The following is a 19971-nucleotide window of genomic DNA, read 5'->3' as shown; positions in this document are numbered from 1 at the left end:
ATCAGCCCGATCAGGGCCCGTTGCGCGAGGCTGAATCTGGACACCTCCGTCATGGCCCCGTTCGCGACGGCCCCCGCCACGGCCGTCCCGGCGGCCGTCGGTGCGGGCCCGCACCACGGCGACGAAGACTGCCCGCCCGGCGGCCTCGGCCCCGAGCTGACCGCCAAGCTGGACAGGACCGTCGAGGACGTCCGCAAGCAGGCCGCCGTCCCGGGACTCGTCGTCGGCCTGTGGCTGCCCGGCAGGGGGTGCTACGTCCGCACGAGCGGCGTCGCCGACAAGTCCACCGGACAGCCGATGTTCGCCGACACCTTCGTCCGGATCGGCAGCGAGACGAAGACCTTCACCGTCACCGCGCTGCTCGAACTCGTCGACGAGGGCAGGGTGAAGCTGGACGACCCCATCGACACGTACATCCGCGGCGTTCCCAACGGCAGGAAGATCACGCTGCGCCACCTCGCCGAGATGCGCAGCGGCCTCTTCCCGTACACCTCCGACCCCGACTTCATCCACGACCTGTACAGCGAGCCGGAGCGGCAGCTCAACCCCTGGGAGGCCCTCTCCTACGGCTACCGGCACAAGAACATCGCGGAGCCCGGCAAGACGTTCCAGTACTGCAACTCCAACCTCGTCCTGCTCGGCCTGGTGATCGAGAAGGTGACCGGCCGGCCGCTGAGAGACGTCATCCACGAGCGCGTGGTCCGCCCGGGCGGCCTGCGCCACACCTTCCTGCCGAAGGCTGCCGAGTTCCCCGAGCCGCACGCGCACGGGTACAGCAACCAGACGCTGACCGGGGCCGTCGCGGACACCACGGACTGGAACCCGAGCTGGGCATGGGCCGCCGGCGGGATGATCTCCAACCTCCGGGACCTGCGCCGCTGGGCCCCGGTCCTCGCCACCGGAGAGCTGCTCAGCCCCGAGACCCAGAAGCAGCGCCTGAAGCTGCTGCCGACCGGCTTCCCCGGCACCAGCTACGGCCTCGGCATCCTCAAGACCAACGGCTGGATCGGGCACAACGGCTCGCTGCCCGGATACGAGACCGTGACCGTCTACCTGCCCGAGCAGAAGGCGACCATGGTCCTCATCCTGAACACCGACTCCCTCGTCGCCGGAGGCCAGGAGCCCTCGACCCTGGTGGCCCGGGCGATCACCCGCGTCATCACCCCGGACCACGTGTACGCGGGCGGGATCACCCCGCGCTAGGACGCGGCCGAACGGTTCGCCGGGGCGAGCAGCGCCAGGAAGTCCCGGAACGACGCCGGCATGTCCACCGCGTCCGGGTCGAGCAGCCACTGGAACTGGAGGCCGTCCATCACCGCCGTGAGCAGCGGCGCCACCTGCTCCGGGGTGAGGCCGCCGGGCAGCTCGGCGCCGTACTCGGCGCGCAGCACGTCGGCCATGTTCTCCCGCACCTGGACGTAGCGTTCGGTGAAGAAGGCGCGGGCCGGGTGGCCCTCCGTGACGCTCTCGCCGAGCAGCGCGGAGAAGGTCTGCACGATGCCGGGGCGCATGGCGTTGTACTCGACGAGCGACTCCATCAGGTCGAGACGCCAGCGCTCCCGGTCCCGGCCGCCGCTGGTGTCCCAGCGGTCGCGCTCCTCCAGGACGGCGACGAGCAGCGCCTCCTTGGTCGGGAAGTAGTGCAGCAGGCCCTGCTGGGTGAGCCCGACCCGCTCGGCGACGGCGCCCAGCGACGCGCCCCGGTAGCCGCGCTCGGCGATCACCTCGAGGGCGGCCCGGACGATCTCCGTCCGCCGCTCCTCGCTCCTGGCCCGTGCCATCGCACTCGCCCCCTTCCGTAGCCCCGACTCTGACAGGACCGTACGGCATCCCCACCAACAGAAGATAACGAAACGCTAACGTAACCTACCGATCTACAGGTAGGCGAGTCACCATGGGCCGCACCCCAGCACTTCGGACCAGGAGGAACGGCCATGGCAGAGACGAAGCCGCGGACCGACGCGGACACCGTGCGCGAGCAGGCCGTCGAGGCGGCCCTCGGCAAGCTCGACCTCGACGCCAAGGCCCGGCTGCTCGCCGGCCAGGACATGTGGTCGCTGCCGGCCCTGCCCGAGATCGGCCTGGCCTCCCTGGTCATGTCCGACGGCCCGATCGGCGTCCGCGGCGTCCGCTGGACCGCCGACGACCCGTCCGTCGCGCTGCCCTCGCCCACCGCGCTCGCCGCCACCTGGGACCCGGCGCTCGCCCGCCGGGCCGGCCGGCTGCTCGCCCAGGAGGCCCGCCGCAAGCGGGTCCACGTCCTCCTCGCACCCACCGTCAACCTGCACCGCACCCCGCTGGGCGGCCGCCACTTCGAGGCGTACAGCGAGGACCCGTACCTCACCGGCGCCATCGGCACCGGCTACGTCCAGGGCGTCCAGGACGGCGGCGTCGGCACCACCGTCAAGCACTTCGTCGGCAACGACGCCGAGACCGACCGCTTCACCGTCGACAACCGCATCGCCCCGCGCCCGCTGCGCGAGCTCTACCTCGCACCCTTCGAGGCCATCGTCAGGAACGCCCACCCGTGGGGCATCATGACCGCCTACAACCAGGTCAACGGTGTGACGATGACCGAGCACCACCACCTCGTCAACGAGGTGCTGCGCGGCGAGTGGGGCTTCGACGGCTACAACGTCTCCGACTGGATGGCCGCCCGCTCCACCAAGGCCGGCATCGAGGGCGGCCTCGACGTGGCCATGCCCGGCCCGCAGACCGTGTACGGCGAGACGCTCGCCGCCGCCGTCCGGGCCGGCGAGGTCGACGAGAGCGCCGTCGACACCGCCGTGCGCAACGTCCTCCGGCTCGCCGCCCGCGTCGGCGCCCTCGACGGCGTCCCGCCGGTCGTCGCCGAGCCGCCCGCCGGCATCGACGGCGACGCACTGGCCCGCGAGATCGCCCGCCGCGGCTTCGTGCTCGTACGGAACGACTCCCGCGACGGACAGGCCGCCCTGCCCCTGCGCGGCGGCTCCGTCGCCCTCTCCGGCGCCGCCGCCCGCGACGCCCGTGTCCTCGGCGGCGGCTCCGCGCAGGTCTTCCCCGACCACACCGTCTCCCCGCTCGACGGCCTCACCGCCGCCCTGCCGGAGGGCACCCTCTCGTACGCGATCGGCGCCGACCCGAGCGACGAACTCGCCCCGGCCGACCAGGGGTTCACCCTGCGCGCGGTGTGCCGTGACGCCCACGGCACCGTCATCGGCGAGGGCAGCCTGCCCAACGGCCAGGTCCAGTGGATCGGCGACGACCTGCCGGCCGGCGTCACCCACGACACCCTCGCCTCCATCGAGGTCACCGGCACCTTCACCCCGCGCGAGAGCGGCGAGCACGCCTTCGGCACCCGCGGCCTCGGCGCGTTCACGCTCACCGTCGACGGGCGGACGCTCTTCGACGGCGTGCAGACCATGGGCCCCGAGACCGACCCCTTCGAGGCGTTCTTCGGCTCGCCCGTCGAGCGCGGCAAGGTCGCCCTCACGGCCGGGCAGACCGTCGAGGTCTCCCTGCGGCACACCCTCGACAAGGAGTTCGCGGCCCCGCTGCCGGCCGTCATGATCTCCTTCGTCCACCTCGGTCCGCGCCGTGACCCCGACGAACTGATCGCCGAAGCCGTCGAGGCCGCCCGCGCAGCCGACACCGCCGTCGTGGTCGTCGCCACCACCGAGCGCGTCGAGTCCGAGGGCTTCGACCGCAAGGACCTCGCCCTGCCCGGCCGCCAGGACGACCTCGTCCGGGCCGTCGCCGCCGCCAACCCGAACACCGTGGTCGTCGTCAACGCCGGCTCCCCGGTCGAGATGCCGTGGCGCGAGGACGTCGCCGCGATCCTGCTCAGCTGGTTCCCGGGCCAGGAGGGCGGCGCCGCCCTCGCCGACGTGCTCACCGGCGCCGAGGAGCCCGGCGGCCGGCTGCCCACCACCTGGCCCGTCGCGCTCGCCGACGTGCCCGTCACCGAGGTCGCCCCGACCGGCGGCCGACTCGACTACGCGGAGGGCGTGTTCATCGGCTACCGCGCCTGGGACCGGGCCGGCGCCGTCCCCGCGTACCCCTTCGGCCACGGCCTCGGCTACACCACCTGGTCGTACGACTCCCTCGTCGCCACCCAGGACAGCGCCACCGTCGTCCTCACCAACACCGGCGAACGCACCGGCCGCGAGGTCGTCCAGATCTACCTCGCCCCGGTCGCCGACAGCGCGGGACGCCCGGCGCGCTGGCTGGCCGGCTTCGCGAGCGTCGAGGCCGCCGCGGGCGAGACCGTCGAGGTCACGGTCGAACTCCCGCGCCGCGCCTTCGAGATCTGGGACGAGCGCGCCGGCGAGAAGGGTGCCTGGACCCTCGTCTCCGGTGCGTACGAGGTGCGGGCCGCTCACTCGCTGGCCGACACCCGCCTGACGGCGACCCTGGAGATCTGACGTCTCTCCCCACCGACCGGCCCCGGGGCGGAACCTGACACCGCCCCGGGGCCACCCGCTATCTGCGGGTCACCTGCCGGTACGCGAGCTCCGCGAGCCGCGCCTGGCCGTCGCGGCTCGGATGGAACCAGTCCCAGGGGCTCAGCTGCCCGTCGCCGAAGGCGAAGCCGAAGACCGCGCCGCCGTCGTAACGGCAGCGGGTGTCCTTCGCGCACACCTCCTGGAGCACCCGGTTGTACGCCACCACCCGCTCGCGCACCTGGGCGCGGCGCTGCTCGGCGGCCGGGCCGAGGTCCTCGGCGTCCTTCAGCATCGAGCCGCAGATGCCCAGTCGCCACACCTGACGGCCCATCGGGTTCACCCGGCCGGTCGCCCACAGCCGCTTCAGGTCCGGCACGCTCGACACGTACACCTGGGCCTTCGGTGCCCCGGTCCGCAGCCGGGCGAGGGCCGTCGTGAAGGAGGCGCGGAACTCGTCGACCGGGGTCATCAGCTCGGGCCTCTCCCGGCAGGCGTCGTTCGCGCCCATCATCACGGTGACCAGTTCCGGGCGCTCGGCCGCCGCCCGCGTCATCTGCGCGGGCAGTTCGGCCATCCGGGCCCCGGTCCTGGCCAGGTTCCAGCTCCGGCCCGCGACCCGCTCCGGGCCGAGCAGCCGCAGCGCGAGGCTGTTGACGGCCGCGTCGGTGCCGGTCGCCCACGACGCCTCGGGGCAGTCGGCGAGCACCGTACAGGCGTCGAAGGCGCGGGTGATGGAGTCGCCGACGGCGGCGACGGAGGCGGGGGCCGTGTTCCACACCGGCGTGGGCTTCGGCTTCGGCTTCGGTGCCTGCCGGGCCGCCGTGCGGGTGGCGTCCGCGGCGTCACCGGCCGAGCAGCCCGCCACGGCCGCCGTACCGAGCAGCGCCGCCGTCACCGTGGCGACAGCGGTGCTGAAACGTTTTCGCCCGCGCATTCGGGAGCCCCTCCTCCGGCGTCCTGGCGAGTGAAAGCTTGGTGCCCACCCGCCCCCGACCGACCGTACGTCACCCCGACACGGGCGCGGCACGGTAGCTTTTCCCCCGTCGAACCAGAGGCGCCCCCGCCGATCGGCTCCGGTAAATTACATCACGTCACATGCTGTCCCCTTTTTGGGGGTTTGCGAAGACCGCTTCTCGTGATGATGTTTACTGAGGCCGCTGGGTATGGCGAACCTCGTCCCCACACTGGAGGTCCCGGTGACGACACGTGGAGTCCTGTACGTACACTCCGCACCGCGCGCGCTCTGCCCGCACGTCGAATGGGCGGTCGCGGGCGTCCTCGGTGCGAGGGTCCAGCTCGACTGGATCCGTCAGCCGGCGTCCCCCGGGACCTGGAGAGCCGAGTTCTCCTGGCAGGGCGAGACCGGCACCGCCTCCAAACTCGCCTCCGCGCTGCGCGGCTGGCAGATGCTCCGCTTCGAGGTCACCGCGGAACCCTGCTCCAACGCCGAGGGCGAGCGGTACAGCGCCACGCCCGAGCTCGGCATCTTCCACGCGGTGACCGGCATCCACGGCGACATCCTCGTCCCCGAGGACCGGCTGCGCGCCGCCCTGGCCCGCGCCACCCACGGCGAGACGCAGCTCGAGGCCGAGATCGCCAAGCTGCTCGGCAAGCCCTGGGACGACGAACTGGAGCCCTTCCGGTACGCGGGCGAGGGCGCCCCGGTCCGCTGGCTGCACCAGGTGGTCTAGGGGATCCGGGTGCTCCGTTGATCCAGGTGCTCTAGATTCCCCGCCGGGGCCCGCAGGGGGCGGGCCCGGGGCAGGGGTGCGAGATGAGTAGACGTCCGGCGGCCGCCACGGCCGCCGTTCTGCTGTCCGGGGCGCTCTTCGGCGCGGCCGCGGTGCTGCTCGGCGGCTTCGTCGTCGAGGGGCTCGGCGAGATGAACTTCGCCTGCGAGGGCTCCTGGCCCGAGGGCGGCACGGTGTGGTGGTGGCTGCTCGCCGGGGCGGCGCTGCTCGCGGCGGGCCGGGCGGGCTTCACGCTGGGCACGCGGGGCGGGCCGGAGGGCGCGGTTCCGGTGAACGGAGAGAAGCGGCCGGTGAAGCTCGGCGAGGCCGGCGAGGCCGACAGGCTCGACGGGCGCGACAAGCCGGGCGAGGCCGGCCGGGAGGACGGGAAGAAGTCGCAGCTCACCGGCCTCACCGGCCTCACCGGGCTTCGCGGAGCCGAACGCGCCGCCCTCGCCGTCGCCGTCTGTCTCGGCCTGGTCGCCGGGGCCTGGGGCGTCGGCCTCTGGCCCGGCGGCGACGAGGACCCGGCCGCGGACCGGCCGGCGACCGGCCGCCCGGCCGCCAAGGCCCCCGCCGGGCAGCCCGCCGTCACCTGGCAGGTGCGGCCCACCGCGCAGGGCGAGCGGTGGCCCGGCGCCTGGGGCCTCGGCGACGCCGTCGTCCACGCCCGGCTCGACGGGCTGACCTCGTACGACGCCCGTGACGGCAAGGTCCGCTGGAACGTTGCGGCGCCCACCCGAGAGGCCGTCTGCGCGATGAGCCCGCGCGTCGGCCGGAACATCGGCCTCGTCGCGTACGGACGCCACGACAAGCCCTGCGCGACCCTGGCCGCCGTCCACACCGGCACCGGCAGGATCCTCTGGCGCCGGGCCGTCGACGGCGACGGCGTCGCCGAGGGCGGGGTGGCCGTCGGCGGCCAGGTCGCCGTCGCCGTCGAGGACCGCGCCGTCCGGGGCCGCTCCGCCGAGAGCGGCGCCCAGCGCTGGCAGCGCCCGCTGGGCGAGGACTGCGAGGTCAAGGCGGTGGACGCGGACGAGACCCGCACCCTGCTCGTCGAGCAGTGCGGCAAGGGCGCCCGGGTGCTCGCCCTCGACACCGCCACCGGCAAGGAGCGCTGGCAGCACCCACTGGACGTCGAGTCCGACGCCGAGGCCGCCGTCCTGTCGGTGGCACCCGCGGTCGTCGCCGTCCGGGAAGAGGACGAACGCGGCACCCACGCGGTGCTCGCCCTCGACGACCGCGGCACGCCCACCGCGAACGTGCCGCTGTCCGGACCCGACGGAGTGATCGACCCGTTCCGGAGGGGCCGTCAGATCGTGGCCGGCGGGCTGCTGGTCACGCCCGTGGAACGGTCCTCGTCGGTGGCCGTCCAGGTCGTCGCGTACTCCCTGAAGGACGGCCGCAGGGTGTGGGCGCACACCGCGGAGGACACCATGTTCCAGGCACTCGCCCCCGAGCCGGACGGCACCGTCGGCGCCCTCACGTACGGGGGCGACATCGTCCTGCTCGACGCCGCGACCGGAGCCGTACGCCGCACGATCGATAGCAAGGGCAACAAGCAGGTCGTCTCGATCTACCCCGAGCTGATCCCGGTGACGGGCGGGCACGTCGTCGCCAACGACATCTCGATGGAGGGCGAACCGGCGGTCGTCGGCATCCGCTGACACTTCTGCCCGGACATGCGAAGGCCCTCTGCCGGTACGTTCCGGCAGAGGGCCTCAAGCAAGACTGCTGACGTCGGGTCAGACCGTCCGGAAGGCCAGCACCACGTTGTGGCCGCCGAAACCGAACGAGTTGTTGATCGCGGCGATCGTGCCCTGCGGCAGCTCGCGCGGCGTGTCGCGGACGATGTCGGCCTCGACCTCCGGGTCCAGTTCGTCGACGTTGATCGTCGGCGGGGCGATGCGGTTGTGCAGCGCCAGGACGGTGGCGACGGTCTCGATGCCGCCGGCGCCGCCGAGCAGGTGGCCGGTCATCGACTTGGTCGCGGAGACCGCGACGTGGTCCAGGTCGTCGCCCAGGACCTTGCGCAGCGCCTTGATCTCGGCGACGTCGCCCTGCGGGGTCGACGTGGCGTGGGCGTTGAGGTGCACGACCTCGGACGGCTTCAGGTCCGTGTCGTCGAGCAGGTTCTGCAGCGCGGCGGCGATGCCGCGGCCGGTCGGCTCGGGCTGCGCGATGTGGTGGCTGTCGGCGGACAGGCCCTGGCCCAGCGCCTCGCAGTAGATCTTCGCGCCGCGCGCCTTGGCGTGCTCCTCGGACTCGAGCACGATCACGCCCGCGCCCTCGCCCAGGATGAAGCCGTCACGGCCCTTGTCGTAGGGGCGGGAGGCCTTCTGGGGCTCGTCGTTGTTCTTGGACATCGCCATCATGTTGGCGAAGGCCGCGATCGGCAGCGGGTGGATCGCCGCCTCGGTGCCACCGGCGACGACCACGTCGGCACGGCCGGAGCGGATCATCTCGATGGCGTAGCCGATGGCCTCGGCACCCGACGCGCACGCGGAGACCGGGGTGTGCACGCCCGCCCGGGCGTTCACCTCGAGGCCGACGTTGGCGGAGGGGCTGTTGGGCATGAGCATCGGCACGGTGTGCGGGGAGACGCGGCGGACGCCGGACTCCTTCAGCACGTCGTACTGGTCGAGCAGCGTGGTGACACCGCCGATGCCGGAGGCGATGACGGAGCCGAGCCGCTCGGGCGCGATCTTCTCGTCCTCACCGGCCGGGGCGGTGTAGCCGGCGTCGGCCCACGCCTCGCGGGCCGCGATCAGCGCGAACTGCGCCGAGCGGTCCAGCTTGCGGGCCAGCGGCCGGGGGAGCACCTCGGAGGGGTCCACCGCGGCGAGCGCGGCGATCCGGACGGGCAGCTCAGCGAAGCGCTCGCCCTCCAGGGGCTTCACGCCGGAGCGGCCCGCGAGGAGGCCCTCCCACGTGGAAGCGGAATCGCCACCCAGCGGAGTGGTTGCGCCGATACCGGTGACGACCACGGTGCGATTGGTCGAGCTCACAGGAATTCTTTCTCCATGTGTGTGATGGTCGAAAAACGGCGCCACCGCCGGGTGGCGAACCGGTTCAGCCGGACCAGGTCCGGCTGGGGCCGAATCAGGCCTGGTGCTCGAGGATGTAGTTCGTGGCGTCGCCGACGGTGCGGAGACCCTTGACGTCCTCGTCGGGGATCTTGACGTCGAAGCGCTCTTCGGCGGCCACGACGACCTCGACCATGGACAGGGAGTCGACGTCCAGGTCGTCGGTGAAGGACTTGTCGATCTCGACGTCCTCGACCGGGATGCCGGCGATCTCGTTCACGATCTCGGCGAGGCCCTTGACGATCTCGTCCTGGGTGAAGGCCATGGTGGCGCTCCTTCTGGTGTGTTCTGTAGAAAAGGGCTTCCGGATGATCCGGAGTGCCTAGGGGAGAGTAACGACCGTCGCGGCGAAGACGAGACCCGCCCCGAAGCCGATGATGAGCGCCGTATCGCCGCTCTTGGCCTTGCCGGTCGCCAGGAGCCGCTCCATCGCGAGCGGGATCGAGGCGGCCGAGGTGTTGCCGGTGGTCTCGACGTCACGGGCGACCGTGACGTGCTCCGGCAGCTTGAGCGTCTTCACCATCGAGTCGATGATCCGCATGTTGGCCTGGTGCGGGATGAAGACGTCCAGGTCGTCCGCCGAGATGCCGGCGGCGTCCAGGGCCTGCTGGGCGACCTTCGCCATCTCGAAGACGGCCCAGCGGAACACCGCCTGGCCCTCCTGCGTGATGGCCGGGAACTTGATCTCGCCGCGCTCGTCGAGCGGGAGCTGCGACACGTCGCCGACGCGGTACTCGTTCCACGGCACGGTCTGCTTGATGGTCTCGGACTTGTCGCCCTCGGAACCCCACACGGTGGGGCCGATGTGCGGCTCCTGCGAGGGGCCGACGACCACGGCACCGGCGCCGTCACCGAACAGGAAGGCCGTCGCGCGGTCCTCCAGGTCCGTCAGGTCGCTGAGCCGCTCCACGCCGATGACGAGGACGTAGTCGGCGGAACCCTCGACGATCATGCCCTTGGCGAGCGTCAGGCCGTAGCCGAAGCCCGCGCAACCGGCGGAGATGTCGAAGGCGGCCGGCTTGCCGGCGCCGATCTTGTCGGCGATCTCGGTGGCCACCGCCGGGGTCTGCTTGAAGTGCGAGACCGTGGAGACGACGACCGCGCCGATCTGCTCGGGGGTGATCCCGGCGTCGGCGATGGCCTTGCCCGCGGCCTCCACCGACATCGCGGTGACGGTCTCCTCGGGCGAGGCCCAGTGGCGGGTCGCGATGCCGGAGCGGGAGCGGATCCACTCGTCGGACGAGTCGATCTTCTCCAGGATCACCTCGTTGGGCACCACACGGGTCGGGCGGTAGCCGCCGACACCCATGATGCGCGCGTAGGGGTGACCCTTGCTGGGCTGAATCTTCGCCATGCTTCTCGACACTCCTTGTCAGGCCGTGGCCGTGTCAGTGGACGTCGACTCTGCGATAAGCGTGCGGGCTGCGTCGAGGTCGTCGGGGGTCTTCAGCGCCACGGTGGGGACACCGGGCAGAGCGCGCTTGGCGAGACCGGTCAGGGTGCCACCCGGGCAGACCTCGACCAGGCCGGTGACACCGAGCTCCTTGAAGGTCTCCATGCACAGGTCCCAGCGGACCGGGTTGGCGACCTGGCCGACCAGGCGCGCGATGACCTCCGCGCCCGTGGTCACGACCTGGCCGTCCTTGTTGGAGACGTAACGCGTGTTCGGGGCGGCCGGGGACAGCTCCTTGGCCGCCTCCTCCAGCTTCGCCACCGCGGGGGCCATGTGGTGCGTGTGGAACGCGCCCGCGACCTTCAGGGCCACGACACGGCGGACACCCTCGGGCTTGTCCGCCTCCAGGGCGGCCAGCTGCTCCATGGTGCCGGCGGCGACGATCTGGCCGGCGCCGTTCACGTTCGCCGGGGTGAGGCCGAGCTTCTCGAGGTGCGGGACGGTCACCTCGGGGTCGCCGCCGAGCAGCGCCGACATGCCGGTCTGCGTGATCGCGGCGGCCTCGGCCATCGCCAGACCACGGGTGCGTACGAGACGCAGCGCGGCGATGTCGTCGAGGACGCCCGCGAACGCGGCCGCGGTGATCTCGCCGACGCTGTGGCCGGCGACCGCGCCGGGCGCCACGTCGCCGAGGGCGGCGGCGGACAGCAGGCCGGCCGCGACGAGCAGCGGCTGGGCGACGGCGGTGTCGCGGATCTCGTCCGCGTCCGCCTTCGTGCCGTAGTGGGCAAGGTCGAGCCCGATGGCGTCGGACCAGGCCGCGACGCGGTCGGCGGCACCGGGGAGTTCGAGCCAGGGAGTCAGGAAGCCGGGCGTCTGGGCGCCTTGGCCGGGAGCGACGAGTACGAGCACCCTCACACTCTCTCTTGGGGACGGTCCCTGACGCCCGTGGGGACTAGGACGAAGAACCGTCGGGGGAATTGTTGGTGTTCAACAAAAGTCTAGGACTGCGTCTCCGCGTCGGCCAAGCGCCCCAGAATCAGCGCGATCCGCAGAGTGAACGCCGAGCGGACATCGGAGGGTGACCATCCGGTGACGTCGGTCACACGTCGAAGCCGGTAGCGCACGGTGTTCGGGTGCACGAAGAGCATCCGCGCCGCGCCCTCCAGGCTGCTCGCCTGCTCCAGATAGACACTCAGCGTTTCGAGCAGCGCGGAACCCGCCTCCTCCAGCGGTCTGTAGATCTCCTCCACCAACTGCTCGCGCGCCGAAGGGTCGGAGGCGATCGCTCGCTCCGGGAGGAGATCATCCGCCAGGACCGGCCGCGGGGCGTCCTGCCACGCCGAAGCCGCCTTCAGGCCGGCCGCGGCGGCCTGCGCGGACCGGGTCGCGGCCAGCAGGTCGGGCACGACGGGGCCGGCGACGACCGGGCCTGCGGCGTACGGGCCGATCAGCGCCTTCGCCACGGCCAGCGGGTTGTCGTTGCCGCCCGCGATGACGACCAGGCGGTCGCCGAGGACGCCGGTGAGCACCTGGAGCTTGGCGTGCCGGGCGGCGCGGCGGATCGCCTCCACCGTCAGCTCGGAGTCGCCGTCCGGGGCGGTGCCGAGGACCACGCACACGTGCTCCGGCGAGTTCCAGCCGAGCGCGGCGGCGCGGGACACGGCGCCCTCGTCGGCCTCGCCGGACAGCACCGCGTTCACGACCAGGGACTCGAGCCGGGCGTCCCAGGCGCCGCGCGCCTCCGCCGCCTGCGCGTACACCTGGGCGGTCGCGAAGGCGATCTCCCGCGCGTACACGAGCAGCGCCTCGCGCAGCACACGCTCGTCGCCCGGCGCCGCGACCTCCTCGATCGCGGCCTCCATGACCTCGATCGTCGTCCGCACCATCTCCACGGTCTGGCGCAGCGTGATCGCCCGGGTCAGCTCGCGCGGCGCCGTGCCGAAGACGTCGGTCGAGATCGCCTGCGGGGTCTCCGGGTGCCGGAACCACTCCGTGAACGCGGCGATGCCGGCCTGCGCGACCAGACCGATCCACGACCGGTTCTCGGGCGGCATCGCCCGGTACCACGGCAGCGACTCGTCCATGCGGGCAATGGCGTTGGCGGCGAGCCGCCCGGAGGACTGTTCGAGGCGCTTCAGGGTCGCGGCATGCGGGTGAGCGGCGTTCACGGGTTCAGACACGGGGACAAGACTGCCTTATCGGGACGGCGACGTGCGGGGGCGGGGCTGCGTCAGGACGGAGTCGGGTCGCAGTCGGGACGGTTTCGCGGGGCGCGCGGGCCCCGGACGGTTACCGTGGGCGCCGTGATACGCATCCAGCGCGACGGCGAGCGCTACCCGGGCGGTGACCCCGAGGCCGGCATCGAGACCCGGCACGCCTTCTCCTTCGGGTCGCACTACGACCCCGACAACCTCCGCTTCGGGGCGTTGATCGCCTGCAACGAGGAGCGTCTCGCGCCGGGCGCCGGCTTCGACGAGCACCCGCACAGCCACACCGAGATCGTCACGTGGGTGGTGGAGGGCGAGCTGACCCACCGCGACTCGGCGGGCCACGCGACGGTCGTCGGGCCGGGGGACGTGCAGCACCTCGGCTCGGCGGCCGGGGTGCGGCACGTGGAGCGCAACGACGGCACCGAGCCGCTCGTCTTCGTCCAGATGTGGCTGGCGCCGGTCGAGCCGGGCGGGGACCCCTCGTACGAGGTCGTCCGCGGCATCGCCGACGCCACCCCGTACGCCCTGCCGGCGGCGGGCGCGATGCTGCACGTGCGCCGCCTGGAGACGGGCGGGCGGGCGGCGCTGCCGGCCGCGGACCTCCTGTACGTGCACGTGGTGCGCGGCACGGTCCGGCTGTCGGGCGAGGAGCTGGCGGCGGGGGACGCGGCGCGCGTCTCCGCCGAGCGGGACCTCGCGCTGCTCGCGACGGCGGACGCGGAGGTCCTGGTGTGGGAGATGCGGAGCGCTTCGGGCGTCTAGGGTCCGGTCCGGCCCCGAGCCGCGGAGGGGCCTCTAGGCGGACGGTCCGGCGCGGACGACGGCCTGGTCTCCGTGGGGCCCGAAGAGGTGCAGGATCTCCACGGCGTTGTCGTCCGCGGGGCCGAACCAGTGCGGCTCCGTGGTGTCGAACTCGGCCACTTCGCCGGGCCGCAGCGTGACGTCCCGCGCCCCCAGGATGAGGCGCAGCCGGCCGGCGAGGACGTAGAGCCATTCGTAGCCCTCGTGCGTGACCGGTTCCGGCGGTCGGGGTGACAGCACCTGCTTGAAGACCTGCACGCGGCCCGGGTACTGCGTCAGCGGCACGAGGACGCTGCCGCGCTGCCTGCGCAGGGGCTGGAGGTGCACCCGCGGATCGCCGCTGGCGGGCGCCGCGACCAGCTGGTCGAGTGCGACGTGGTGCGCCCGGGCCAGCGGGATGAGCAGGTCCAGGGTCGGGCGCCGGATGCCCGACTCCACCCGCGACAGTGTGCTGACGGAGATCCCGGTCGTGGCCGCGAGCGCCTCGAGGGTGAGTCCCCGGTCCTTGCGCAGCCTGCGCAGCCGGGGCCCGATGCCGTCGAGGATCCGCTCCAGCTCGGTGTCCCTGGGTCCTGTGTTCATGGCTCCAGTTTTGCAGTCCTCGCAAAAACGGTGGGCCGTGCTCGTCGTACGGGCCGAACCTGGCCGGGCACCGTCCCCGGACACCGGGCACCGGACATCGGAGGAAGAACGTGACCGCGACGACCCACCCCGCTCGACCAGCCGTCCCACCCGTGCTGAGCGCGCGCAGACGCTGGACGGTCCTCGCCGTCTGCTGCCTGAGCATGTTCCTCGTGGGCCTGGACACCACCATCGTCAACGTGGGCCTGCCGGCCATCGGGCGCGGCCTGGACACCGACACGCGCGGCCTCGAGTGGATCGTGGACGCCTACACCCTCGTGCTGGCCGGCCTCCTGATCTCCTCCGGCGCGCTGGCGGACCGCTTCGGACGCCGCCGGGTGTTCCAGTGCGGCCTCGCCGTGTTCGGCGCGGCCTCCCTGGTCTGCGCGCTCGCCCCGTCGGCGGGCGTGCTCGTCGCGGCCCGCGCCGTGCAGGGCGTCGGCGCCTCGATGCTCAGCCCCGTGGCGCTCGCGATCGTGGTGAACGCGATGCCCGACCCGAGGGAACGGGCGCAGGCCATCGGCATCTGGGCGTCGGTGTTCGGACTGAGCATGGCCGCCGGACCCGTCACCGGCGGCGCGCTGCTCGCCGGGCTCGACTGGCGGGCGCTGTTCTGGATCAACGCCCCCGTCATCGTGGCCGCCCTGCTGCTCAGCGCGGTCTTCGTGCCGGAGTCCCGGGGACAGCGGGTCCGGCGCCTCGACCTGCCCGGCCAGCTCCTGCTGACCATCGCCCTCGCGGCCGTCGTCGGCGTCCTGATCGAAGGACCGCGCATCGGCTGGACGTCACCCGCGGCGCTCGCCGGATACGCGGGGGCCACCGTGGCGACGGCGGCCTTCGTGCGGGTCGAGTCCCGCCGGGCCGAACCGCTGATGGATCTGCGGCTCTTCGGACGCCCGGTCTTCAGCGGTGCCGTCGTGGGCGCGGTGGCGGTCTTCGTCGCCCTGAACATGACGCTGCTGCTCAACACCCTCTACCTGCAGCACACCCGGGGCTGGACGGCGCTGGCCGCCGGCGTGGCGACGCTGCCCCTGGCCCTCGGAGCGACCGTCTGCGCCCCCTGGTCCGGCCGCATGGTCGGCCGCACGGGGCCACGGCTGCCGCTGCTGCTCGCCGGCGGCTTCATCACGGCCGGCGGGGCCTGCCTCGTCCGGCTCACCCCGCACACCAGCGTGCTCCTGCTCCTGACCGCGTACGCGCTCATCGGCGTCGGCTTCGGCTTCGCCAACGCCCCGATCACCAACACCGCCGTCAACGGACTGCCGCCCGAGCGCGCGGGCGTGGCCGGGGCGATCACCTCCACCGCACGCCAACTCGGCGCCGCCCTCGGCATCGCCATCGCCGGCGGCCTGGTCACGGGCGCCGCCCCGACGGCGCTCGCACACGCCTCCCGCCCGGGCTGGACCCTGGTCGCGGCCTGTGGCGTACTGCTCCTCGCCGTAGCCCAGGTGTCACGGCCGAAGGAGACGCCGCCCAAGGGCTCCGTCTAGCGAAAGGCGTCCACGACGGGGCTCAGCGCAGCGCGCTCTTCGTCTGCCACTGCTCCCAGCTCAGGTTCCACGCGCCGTAGCCGTTGCCCTCCGCCACCTCGCCCTTCGTCTCCGCGCCCTTGATCTCGAAGGGGTCGCCGGGGCGGAGCGCGGCGAAGAGGGCGGACGCGTTGGCGTCGCTCATGCCGATGCAGCCGGAGCTGTGGTTCTCGCGCCCGAAGTACGCCGCGTTCCAGGGAGCCGCGTGGGCGTACATGCCCGACCAGGTCAGACGCATCGAGTAGTTGACCATCTTGTTGTAGGCGTCGCCGAGGCCGACGGTCTCGGAGTTCATGCGGATGGTGCCCTCCTTGGCCATGAGGACGGCCGTGCCGCGCCACGAGCGCTTGTCGCCGCCGGGCGTGCCGCCGGAGACGGGGATGGTGCGGACGGCGCGGTCGTTCTCCAGGAGCGTGAGCTTCTTGCGGTCGAGGTCGACCTTCACCACGCGCGCGGTCGTGTCGACGGTGAAGCCCGTGTGGTAGTCGCGGACGAACCAACCGCCGCCCGAGTCCGTCCCGTTCAGCGTCGCGTCGAGCGTGACCTTGGTGCCGGGCTTCCAGTACTCCTTGGGCCGCCAGTCGACGCGGTCCTTGCCGGAGTAGTCCGTGACCCAGCCCCAGGAACCCTCGGTGGGGTTGGAGGTGGTGACCTTCAACTGGCGTTCCACGTCCGCCTTGTTCCGCACCGGACGGTCGAAGACGATCGAGAGGGGCTGGGCGACGCCGACGGTGGTGTTCTTGCCGGGGGCCAGGGTCAGCTTGTTGACCTTGTCGGCGGCCGGGGTGGAGAAGGACGAGCGGGAGGTCGTCTCCTTGCCGCCGGCGCCGCGGGCGGTGACCTCGACGGTGTACGAGGTGCCGGGCGCGGCCCTGCGGTCGGAGGTCCAGGAGGCGCCGCCCGGGGCGGTACGGCCCGCGAGCTCGCCGCCCTTCGCGTCGACGACCTTGACCCGGGCGATCGAGCCGCCGCTCGCGGTCACGGTGACGGGCTTCCCGGCGGCCGGCGGCACCACGGTCACCTTCGCGGGCGCGCCGCTCGCGGCGGAGTCGCCCGCGGCGGACGACGACGGCTGCTCCGCCGTCGCCGCCGAACAGGCGGTCAGCGTCAGGGCCGACAGCAGGAGCACGGGTATGTGTATGCGGACACGAGCACGCACGGGACAGACCTCCGGGAGAGGCGGACAAAGGTGGGATGCATCGGACTTTAGGCCGCCCCACCTGCCCTCCGCCCGGCCCGCGGCCCGTATGACGACGGCTGAAGAGAAACGGTCATCGTCCGGTCACATTCCTCGCGCGGAGCGGTCAAGACCGGCTGTGAGTCTCCTGTGCGCCCCACCACCGAACGGGGCGGAACCTGGAGGCTCCCGTTGTGTCAGCGCTGCTCATGACTCCCGCACCCGCCCGCACCGCACTCCGGCTCGGACCCGTCACCCCCGAGGCGTACCGCGCGTTCCTCGCCGCCCGCTCCACCGGCCCCGACGGGCCGAGCTTCCTCCAACTGCCCGCCTGGGCCGGGGTCAAGGAGGGCTGGAGCCACCAGCTCGTCGGCTGGGGAAAGGAGTCGGGCGAGCTGAGCGGCGTCGCCCTCGTGCTGCTCCGCCCCTTCCCCGGCACCCGCAAGTACTTCGCCTACCTCCCGGAGGGGCCGGTCGCCGACTGGGCCGACCCCGACCTGGACGGCTGGCTCGACCCGCTCCTCCACCACCTGCGCGCGGCCGGCGCCTTCGCCGTGCGCATAGGCCCCGGACCCGCGTACCGCCGCTGGACCGCCGCCACCCTGAAGGCGCACACCGGGCCCGGCCGCCGCCTCGCCGACGTCCTCGCCACCGAGGTCGACCCGCTCGGCTCGGCCGTCGCCGAGCGGCTGCGGGCCCGCGGGTGGCGGCGCTGCGGCGGCGAGTCGGAGGACGGCGCCGACGCCCAGCCCCGGCTCGTCTTCCAGGTCCCGCTCACCGGCCGCAGCTCCGACGACCTGTGGTCCGGCCTCAACCAGGAGTGGCGGCGCAACATCCGCAAGGCCCGCAAGAGCGGCGTCGAGGTCGTCGTCGGCTCGGCGGCGGACCTGCCCGAGTTCCACCGGCTGCTCCGCATCACCGAGGAACGTGACGGATTCCGGCTCGGCCGCTCCCTCGCGTACTACGAGCGCCAGTACGCCGTCCTCAACGCCGAGCACCCCGGCCGCATGAAGCTCTATCTCGCCCGCCACGAGGGCGAGATCCTCGCCGCGCACACCATGATCACGGTCGGCCGGCGGGTCTGGTACCAGACCGGTGCCTCCGCCGACCACCGCCGCGAGGTCCGCCCCTCCAACGCCCTGCAGTGGCGCATGCTGCTCGACGCCCACGCCCAGGGCGCCGACGTCTACGACCTGCGCGGGGTACCCTCCACCCTCGACCCGGACGACCGCGCCCACGGGCTGCTGCGCTGGAAGCTCGGCACCGGCGGACAGGTCGTCGAGACCCTGGGGGAGTGGGAGATTCCGTTGCCCGGCACGACCAACCACACGCTGTACCGCGCCTTCCAGGCGTACCTGGCCCGCCGATGACGGCGAGCGTCACCGAGACGACGGAGAAGGCCGGCACGTCCGTCCTCCGCAGCGGCGCGCTCATGGCCGCCGGCTCGCTCGTCTCCCGCGCCACCGGCTTCGTACGGTCCGCCGTCGTCGCCGCGGCCATCGGCACCGGCTTCGTCGCCGACGGATACGCGGTCGGCAACTCCGTACCCACCATCGTCTACATGCTGCTCCTCGGCGGCGCCCTCAACGCGGTCTTCGTGCCCGAGCTGGTGAAGGCGGCCAAGGAGCACGAGGACGGCGGCGCCGCCTACACCGACCGGCTGCTCACCGTCTGCGTGCTCGCCCTCGCGGTGCTCACGGCCGCCGCCGTGCTCGCCGCACCCGCGATCGTCGACGCGTACACCGACTACACGGGCGCGCAGCGGGACATGACGATCGCCTTCACTCGTTCCTGCCTGCCGCAGATCTTCTTCCTGGGCCTCTTCACGCTGCTCGGGCAGGTGCTCAACGCGCGCGGCCGGTTCGGCGCGATGATGTGGACGCCGGTCCTCAACAACGTCGTCGTGGTCGCCGTCTTCGGCCTCTTCCTGGCGGTGTCGGACGGCGGCCGACTCACCGCGGGCGAGACCGCGCTGCTCGGCTGGGGCACCACCGCCGGCATCGCCCTCCAGGCCGTCGCCCTCTGGCCGTCGCTGCGCGCGGCCGGCTTCCGCTGGCGGCCCCGCCTCGACTGGCGCGGCAGCGGACTGACCGCGCCGCTGCGCGCGGCCGGCTGGCTGGTGCTGCTCGTGCTCACCAACCAGGCCGCGTTCTGGGTCACGACGAAGGTCGCCACGGCGGCCGGCCAGCGCGCCGAGGGCGCCGGGCTCAGCGCGTACAACAACGCCTACCAGCTGTGGATGGTCCCGCACGGCATCATCACCGTCGCCCTCGTCACCGCGCTGATGCCCCGGATGAGCGGCGCCTCGGCCGAGGGCGACCTCGCCGCCGTCCGCGGTGACGTCGCCTACGCGCAGCGCGGCACCATGGCGGCCATCGTCCCCGCCGCCTGCGCGCTCTTCGCGCTCGCGGTGCCGCTGATGGGCACGGTCTTCCAGTACGGCCGGACGGACGCCGGCGCGGTCCGCTCGATGGCCTGGATCCTGATGGCCCTCGCGCCCGGACTCGTCGCGCTCTCCGGCCAGTACGTGTGCACCCGCGCCTTCTACGCCCTGCGCGACACCCGCACCCCCTTCCTCCTCAACCTGGTCATCGCCGCCCTGAACGCGCTGCTCGCGGTCTGCTCGTACGCCTTCCTGCCGGCCCACTGGGCCGTCGCCGGCATGGCCGCCGGCTACTCGCTCGCGCTGTGGGCGGGCTGGGGCCTCACCGCGTACGTGCTGTCCCGGCGGCTGCGGGGAGCCGAGCGGACGGGCACGGGGGCGGCCGGCTCGCTCGTACGGCTCCTCGTCGCCGCACTGCCCGCCGCCGCGCTCGGCCTGCTGACCGCCGAACGCACCGCCCCCGCGGGCCGGGTGGTGTCGGGCCTCGCGGGCGCGCTCGTCATCGTCGCCGTGTTCGCCCTGCTCGCCCGGCCGCTGCGGCTCACCGAAGTGCAGGCGCTGACCGGGAACGTGACCGGCCGCGCCCGGCGTCTCACCAGACGATGACCGCCCCT

At 73.0% G+C, this 19971-nt stretch carries 17 protein-coding genes; 8 read left to right on the top strand and 9 right to left on the bottom strand.

The annotated features are described in order from the left end of the window. The gene (locus tag ACWEV0_RS26535) at nucleotides 1–1203 is read left to right on the top strand and encodes a serine hydrolase domain-containing protein (protein ID WP_453151997.1); all 1203 of its coding nucleotides are present in this window, start codon (nucleotides 1–3) and stop codon (nucleotides 1201–1203) included. Here the strand turns inward: ACWEV0_RS26535 and ACWEV0_RS26530 are convergent. Next, nucleotides 1200–1781 carry a TetR/AcrR family transcriptional regulator gene (locus ACWEV0_RS26530; protein WP_453151995.1) on the bottom strand — a complete coding sequence of 194 codons (582 nt, stop codon included), beginning with the start codon at nucleotides 1779–1781 and terminating at the stop codon, nucleotides 1200–1202. The two genes, ACWEV0_RS26535 and ACWEV0_RS26530, sit on opposite strands and share 4 nt — an antisense overlap. A 153-nt stretch (nucleotides 1782–1934) precedes the next feature. Here ACWEV0_RS26530 and ACWEV0_RS26525 point away from each other — a divergent pair, with 153 nt between their 5' ends. Next, the gene (locus ACWEV0_RS26525) at nucleotides 1935–4403 is read left to right on the top strand and encodes a glycoside hydrolase family 3 protein (RefSeq protein WP_453151994.1); all 2469 of its coding nucleotides are present in this window, start codon (nucleotides 1935–1937) and stop codon (nucleotides 4401–4403) included. A 58-nt stretch (nucleotides 4404–4461) separates the two neighbouring features. Here ACWEV0_RS26525 and ACWEV0_RS26520 read toward each other — a convergent pair whose 3' ends face one another. Next, nucleotides 4462–5358 carry an SGNH/GDSL hydrolase family protein gene (locus tag ACWEV0_RS26520; protein WP_453151993.1) on the bottom strand — a complete coding sequence of 299 codons (897 nt, stop codon included), beginning with the start codon at nucleotides 5356–5358 and terminating at the stop codon, nucleotides 4462–4464. A gap of 262 nt (nucleotides 5359–5620) precedes the next feature. On the opposite strand from ACWEV0_RS26520, the gene ACWEV0_RS26515 reads away from it, so the two are divergent. Both ACWEV0_RS26515 and ACWEV0_RS26510 read left to right on the top strand, forming a co-directional pair. After that, the gene (locus ACWEV0_RS26515) at nucleotides 5621–6115 is read left to right on the top strand and encodes a DUF3145 domain-containing protein (RefSeq protein ID WP_403793243.1); all 495 of its coding nucleotides are present in this window, start codon (nucleotides 5621–5623) and stop codon (nucleotides 6113–6115) included. Between the two features lie 83 nt (nucleotides 6116–6198). Then, the gene (locus tag ACWEV0_RS26510) at nucleotides 6199–7821 is read left to right on the top strand and encodes an outer membrane protein assembly factor BamB family protein (RefSeq protein ID WP_453151991.1); all 1623 of its coding nucleotides are present in this window, start codon (nucleotides 6199–6201) and stop codon (nucleotides 7819–7821) included. A 78-nt stretch (nucleotides 7822–7899) separates the two neighbouring features. On the opposite strand, the gene fabF is transcribed toward ACWEV0_RS26510, so the two are convergent. The 5 genes from fabF to ACWEV0_RS26485 form a co-directional block, all read right to left on the bottom strand. Further along, complete coding sequence (fabF, locus tag ACWEV0_RS26505; protein WP_453151989.1) at nucleotides 7900–9162, bottom strand: beta-ketoacyl-ACP synthase II; 1263 nt, start codon at nucleotides 9160–9162, stop codon at nucleotides 7900–7902. Nucleotides 9163–9256: 94 nt separating this feature from the next. Beyond that, a complete protein-coding gene (locus ACWEV0_RS26500) occupies nucleotides 9257–9505 on the bottom strand; it encodes an acyl carrier protein (RefSeq protein ID WP_403793247.1) in 249 nt (82 codons plus the stop codon). A 57-nt stretch (nucleotides 9506–9562) separates the two neighbouring features. Next, on the bottom strand, nucleotides 9563–10594 hold the full coding sequence (locus ACWEV0_RS26495) for a beta-ketoacyl-ACP synthase 3 (RefSeq protein ID WP_453151988.1): 1032 nt from the start codon (nucleotides 10592–10594) through the stop codon (nucleotides 9563–9565). 18 nt (nucleotides 10595–10612) lie between these two features. After that, nucleotides 10613–11545, bottom strand: a complete 933-nt coding sequence (locus ACWEV0_RS26490; protein WP_453151986.1) for an ACP S-malonyltransferase — start codon at nucleotides 11543–11545, stop codon at nucleotides 10613–10615. Between the two features lie 89 nt (nucleotides 11546–11634). Next, nucleotides 11635–12816 carry a PucR family transcriptional regulator gene (locus ACWEV0_RS26485; RefSeq protein ID WP_453151984.1) on the bottom strand — a complete coding sequence of 394 codons (1182 nt, stop codon included), beginning with the start codon at nucleotides 12814–12816 and terminating at the stop codon, nucleotides 11635–11637. Between the two features lie 123 nt (nucleotides 12817–12939). On the opposite strand from ACWEV0_RS26485, the gene ACWEV0_RS26480 reads away from it, so the two are divergent. Further along, on the top strand, nucleotides 12940–13608 hold the full coding sequence (locus tag ACWEV0_RS26480; protein WP_453151983.1) for a pirin family protein: 669 nt from the start codon (nucleotides 12940–12942) through the stop codon (nucleotides 13606–13608). Between the two features lie 33 nt (nucleotides 13609–13641). On the opposite strand, the gene ACWEV0_RS26475 is transcribed toward ACWEV0_RS26480, so the two are convergent. Then, nucleotides 13642–14229, bottom strand: a complete 588-nt coding sequence (locus ACWEV0_RS26475; RefSeq protein ID WP_453151981.1) for a helix-turn-helix domain-containing protein — start codon at nucleotides 14227–14229, stop codon at nucleotides 13642–13644. Nucleotides 14230–14339: 110 nt separating this feature from the next. On the opposite strand from ACWEV0_RS26475, the gene ACWEV0_RS26470 reads away from it, so the two are divergent. Continuing rightward, nucleotides 14340–15758 (top strand): MFS transporter, encoded by a 1419-nt coding sequence (locus ACWEV0_RS26470; RefSeq protein WP_453151980.1) that lies wholly within the window; start codon nucleotides 14340–14342, stop codon nucleotides 15756–15758. A 22-nt stretch (nucleotides 15759–15780) separates the two neighbouring features. Here the strand turns inward: ACWEV0_RS26470 and ACWEV0_RS26465 are convergent, their stop codons facing one another. Beyond that, complete coding sequence (locus tag ACWEV0_RS26465; RefSeq protein WP_453151979.1) at nucleotides 15781–16926, bottom strand: L,D-transpeptidase family protein; 1146 nt, start codon at nucleotides 16924–16926, stop codon at nucleotides 15781–15783. Between the two features lie 242 nt (nucleotides 16927–17168). On the opposite strand from ACWEV0_RS26465, the gene ACWEV0_RS26460 reads away from it, so the two are divergent. Together ACWEV0_RS26460 and murJ are read left to right on the top strand one after the other, a co-directional pair. Further along, nucleotides 17169–18344 carry a lipid II:glycine glycyltransferase FemX gene (locus tag ACWEV0_RS26460; protein ID WP_453151978.1) on the top strand — a complete coding sequence of 392 codons (1176 nt, stop codon included), beginning with the start codon at nucleotides 17169–17171 and terminating at the stop codon, nucleotides 18342–18344. Continuing rightward, complete coding sequence (gene murJ / locus ACWEV0_RS26455; RefSeq protein ID WP_453151977.1) at nucleotides 18341–19963, top strand: murein biosynthesis integral membrane protein MurJ; 1623 nt, start codon at nucleotides 18341–18343, stop codon at nucleotides 19961–19963. The genes ACWEV0_RS26460 and murJ overlap by 4 nt, the downstream gene beginning before the upstream one ends. Nucleotides 19964–19971: the final 8 nt, after the last annotated feature.

The organism is Streptomyces sp. NPDC003943 (assembly GCF_053605265.1).
Note: the sequence above shows the minus strand (reverse complement) of the source record. Positions and strands in the feature narration are given on the sequence as shown.

Coding starts and splice junctions, on each gene's coding strand:
- ACWEV0_RS26530 (WP_453151995.1), bottom strand. CDS start 1,781: ATGGCACGGGCCAGGAGCGAGGAGCGGCGGACGGAGATCGTCCGGGCC.
- ACWEV0_RS26525 (WP_453151994.1), top strand. CDS start 1,935: ATGGCAGAGACGAAGCCGCGGACCGACGCGGACACCGTGCGCGAGCAG.
- ACWEV0_RS26520 (WP_453151993.1), bottom strand. CDS start 5,358: ATGCGCGGGCGAAAACGTTTCAGCACCGCTGTCGCCACGGTGACGGCG.
- ACWEV0_RS26510 (WP_453151991.1), top strand. CDS start 6,199: ATGAGTAGACGTCCGGCGGCCGCCACGGCCGCCGTTCTGCTGTCCGGG.
- ACWEV0_RS26500 (WP_403793247.1), bottom strand. CDS start 9,505: ATGGCCTTCACCCAGGACGAGATCGTCAAGGGCCTCGCCGAGATCGTG.
- ACWEV0_RS26495 (WP_453151988.1), bottom strand. CDS start 10,594: ATGGCGAAGATTCAGCCCAGCAAGGGTCACCCCTACGCGCGCATCATG.
- ACWEV0_RS26475 (WP_453151981.1), bottom strand. CDS start 14,229: ATGAACACAGGACCCAGGGACACCGAGCTGGAGCGGATCCTCGACGGC.
- murJ (WP_453151977.1), top strand. CDS start 18,341: ATGACGGCGAGCGTCACCGAGACGACGGAGAAGGCCGGCACGTCCGTC.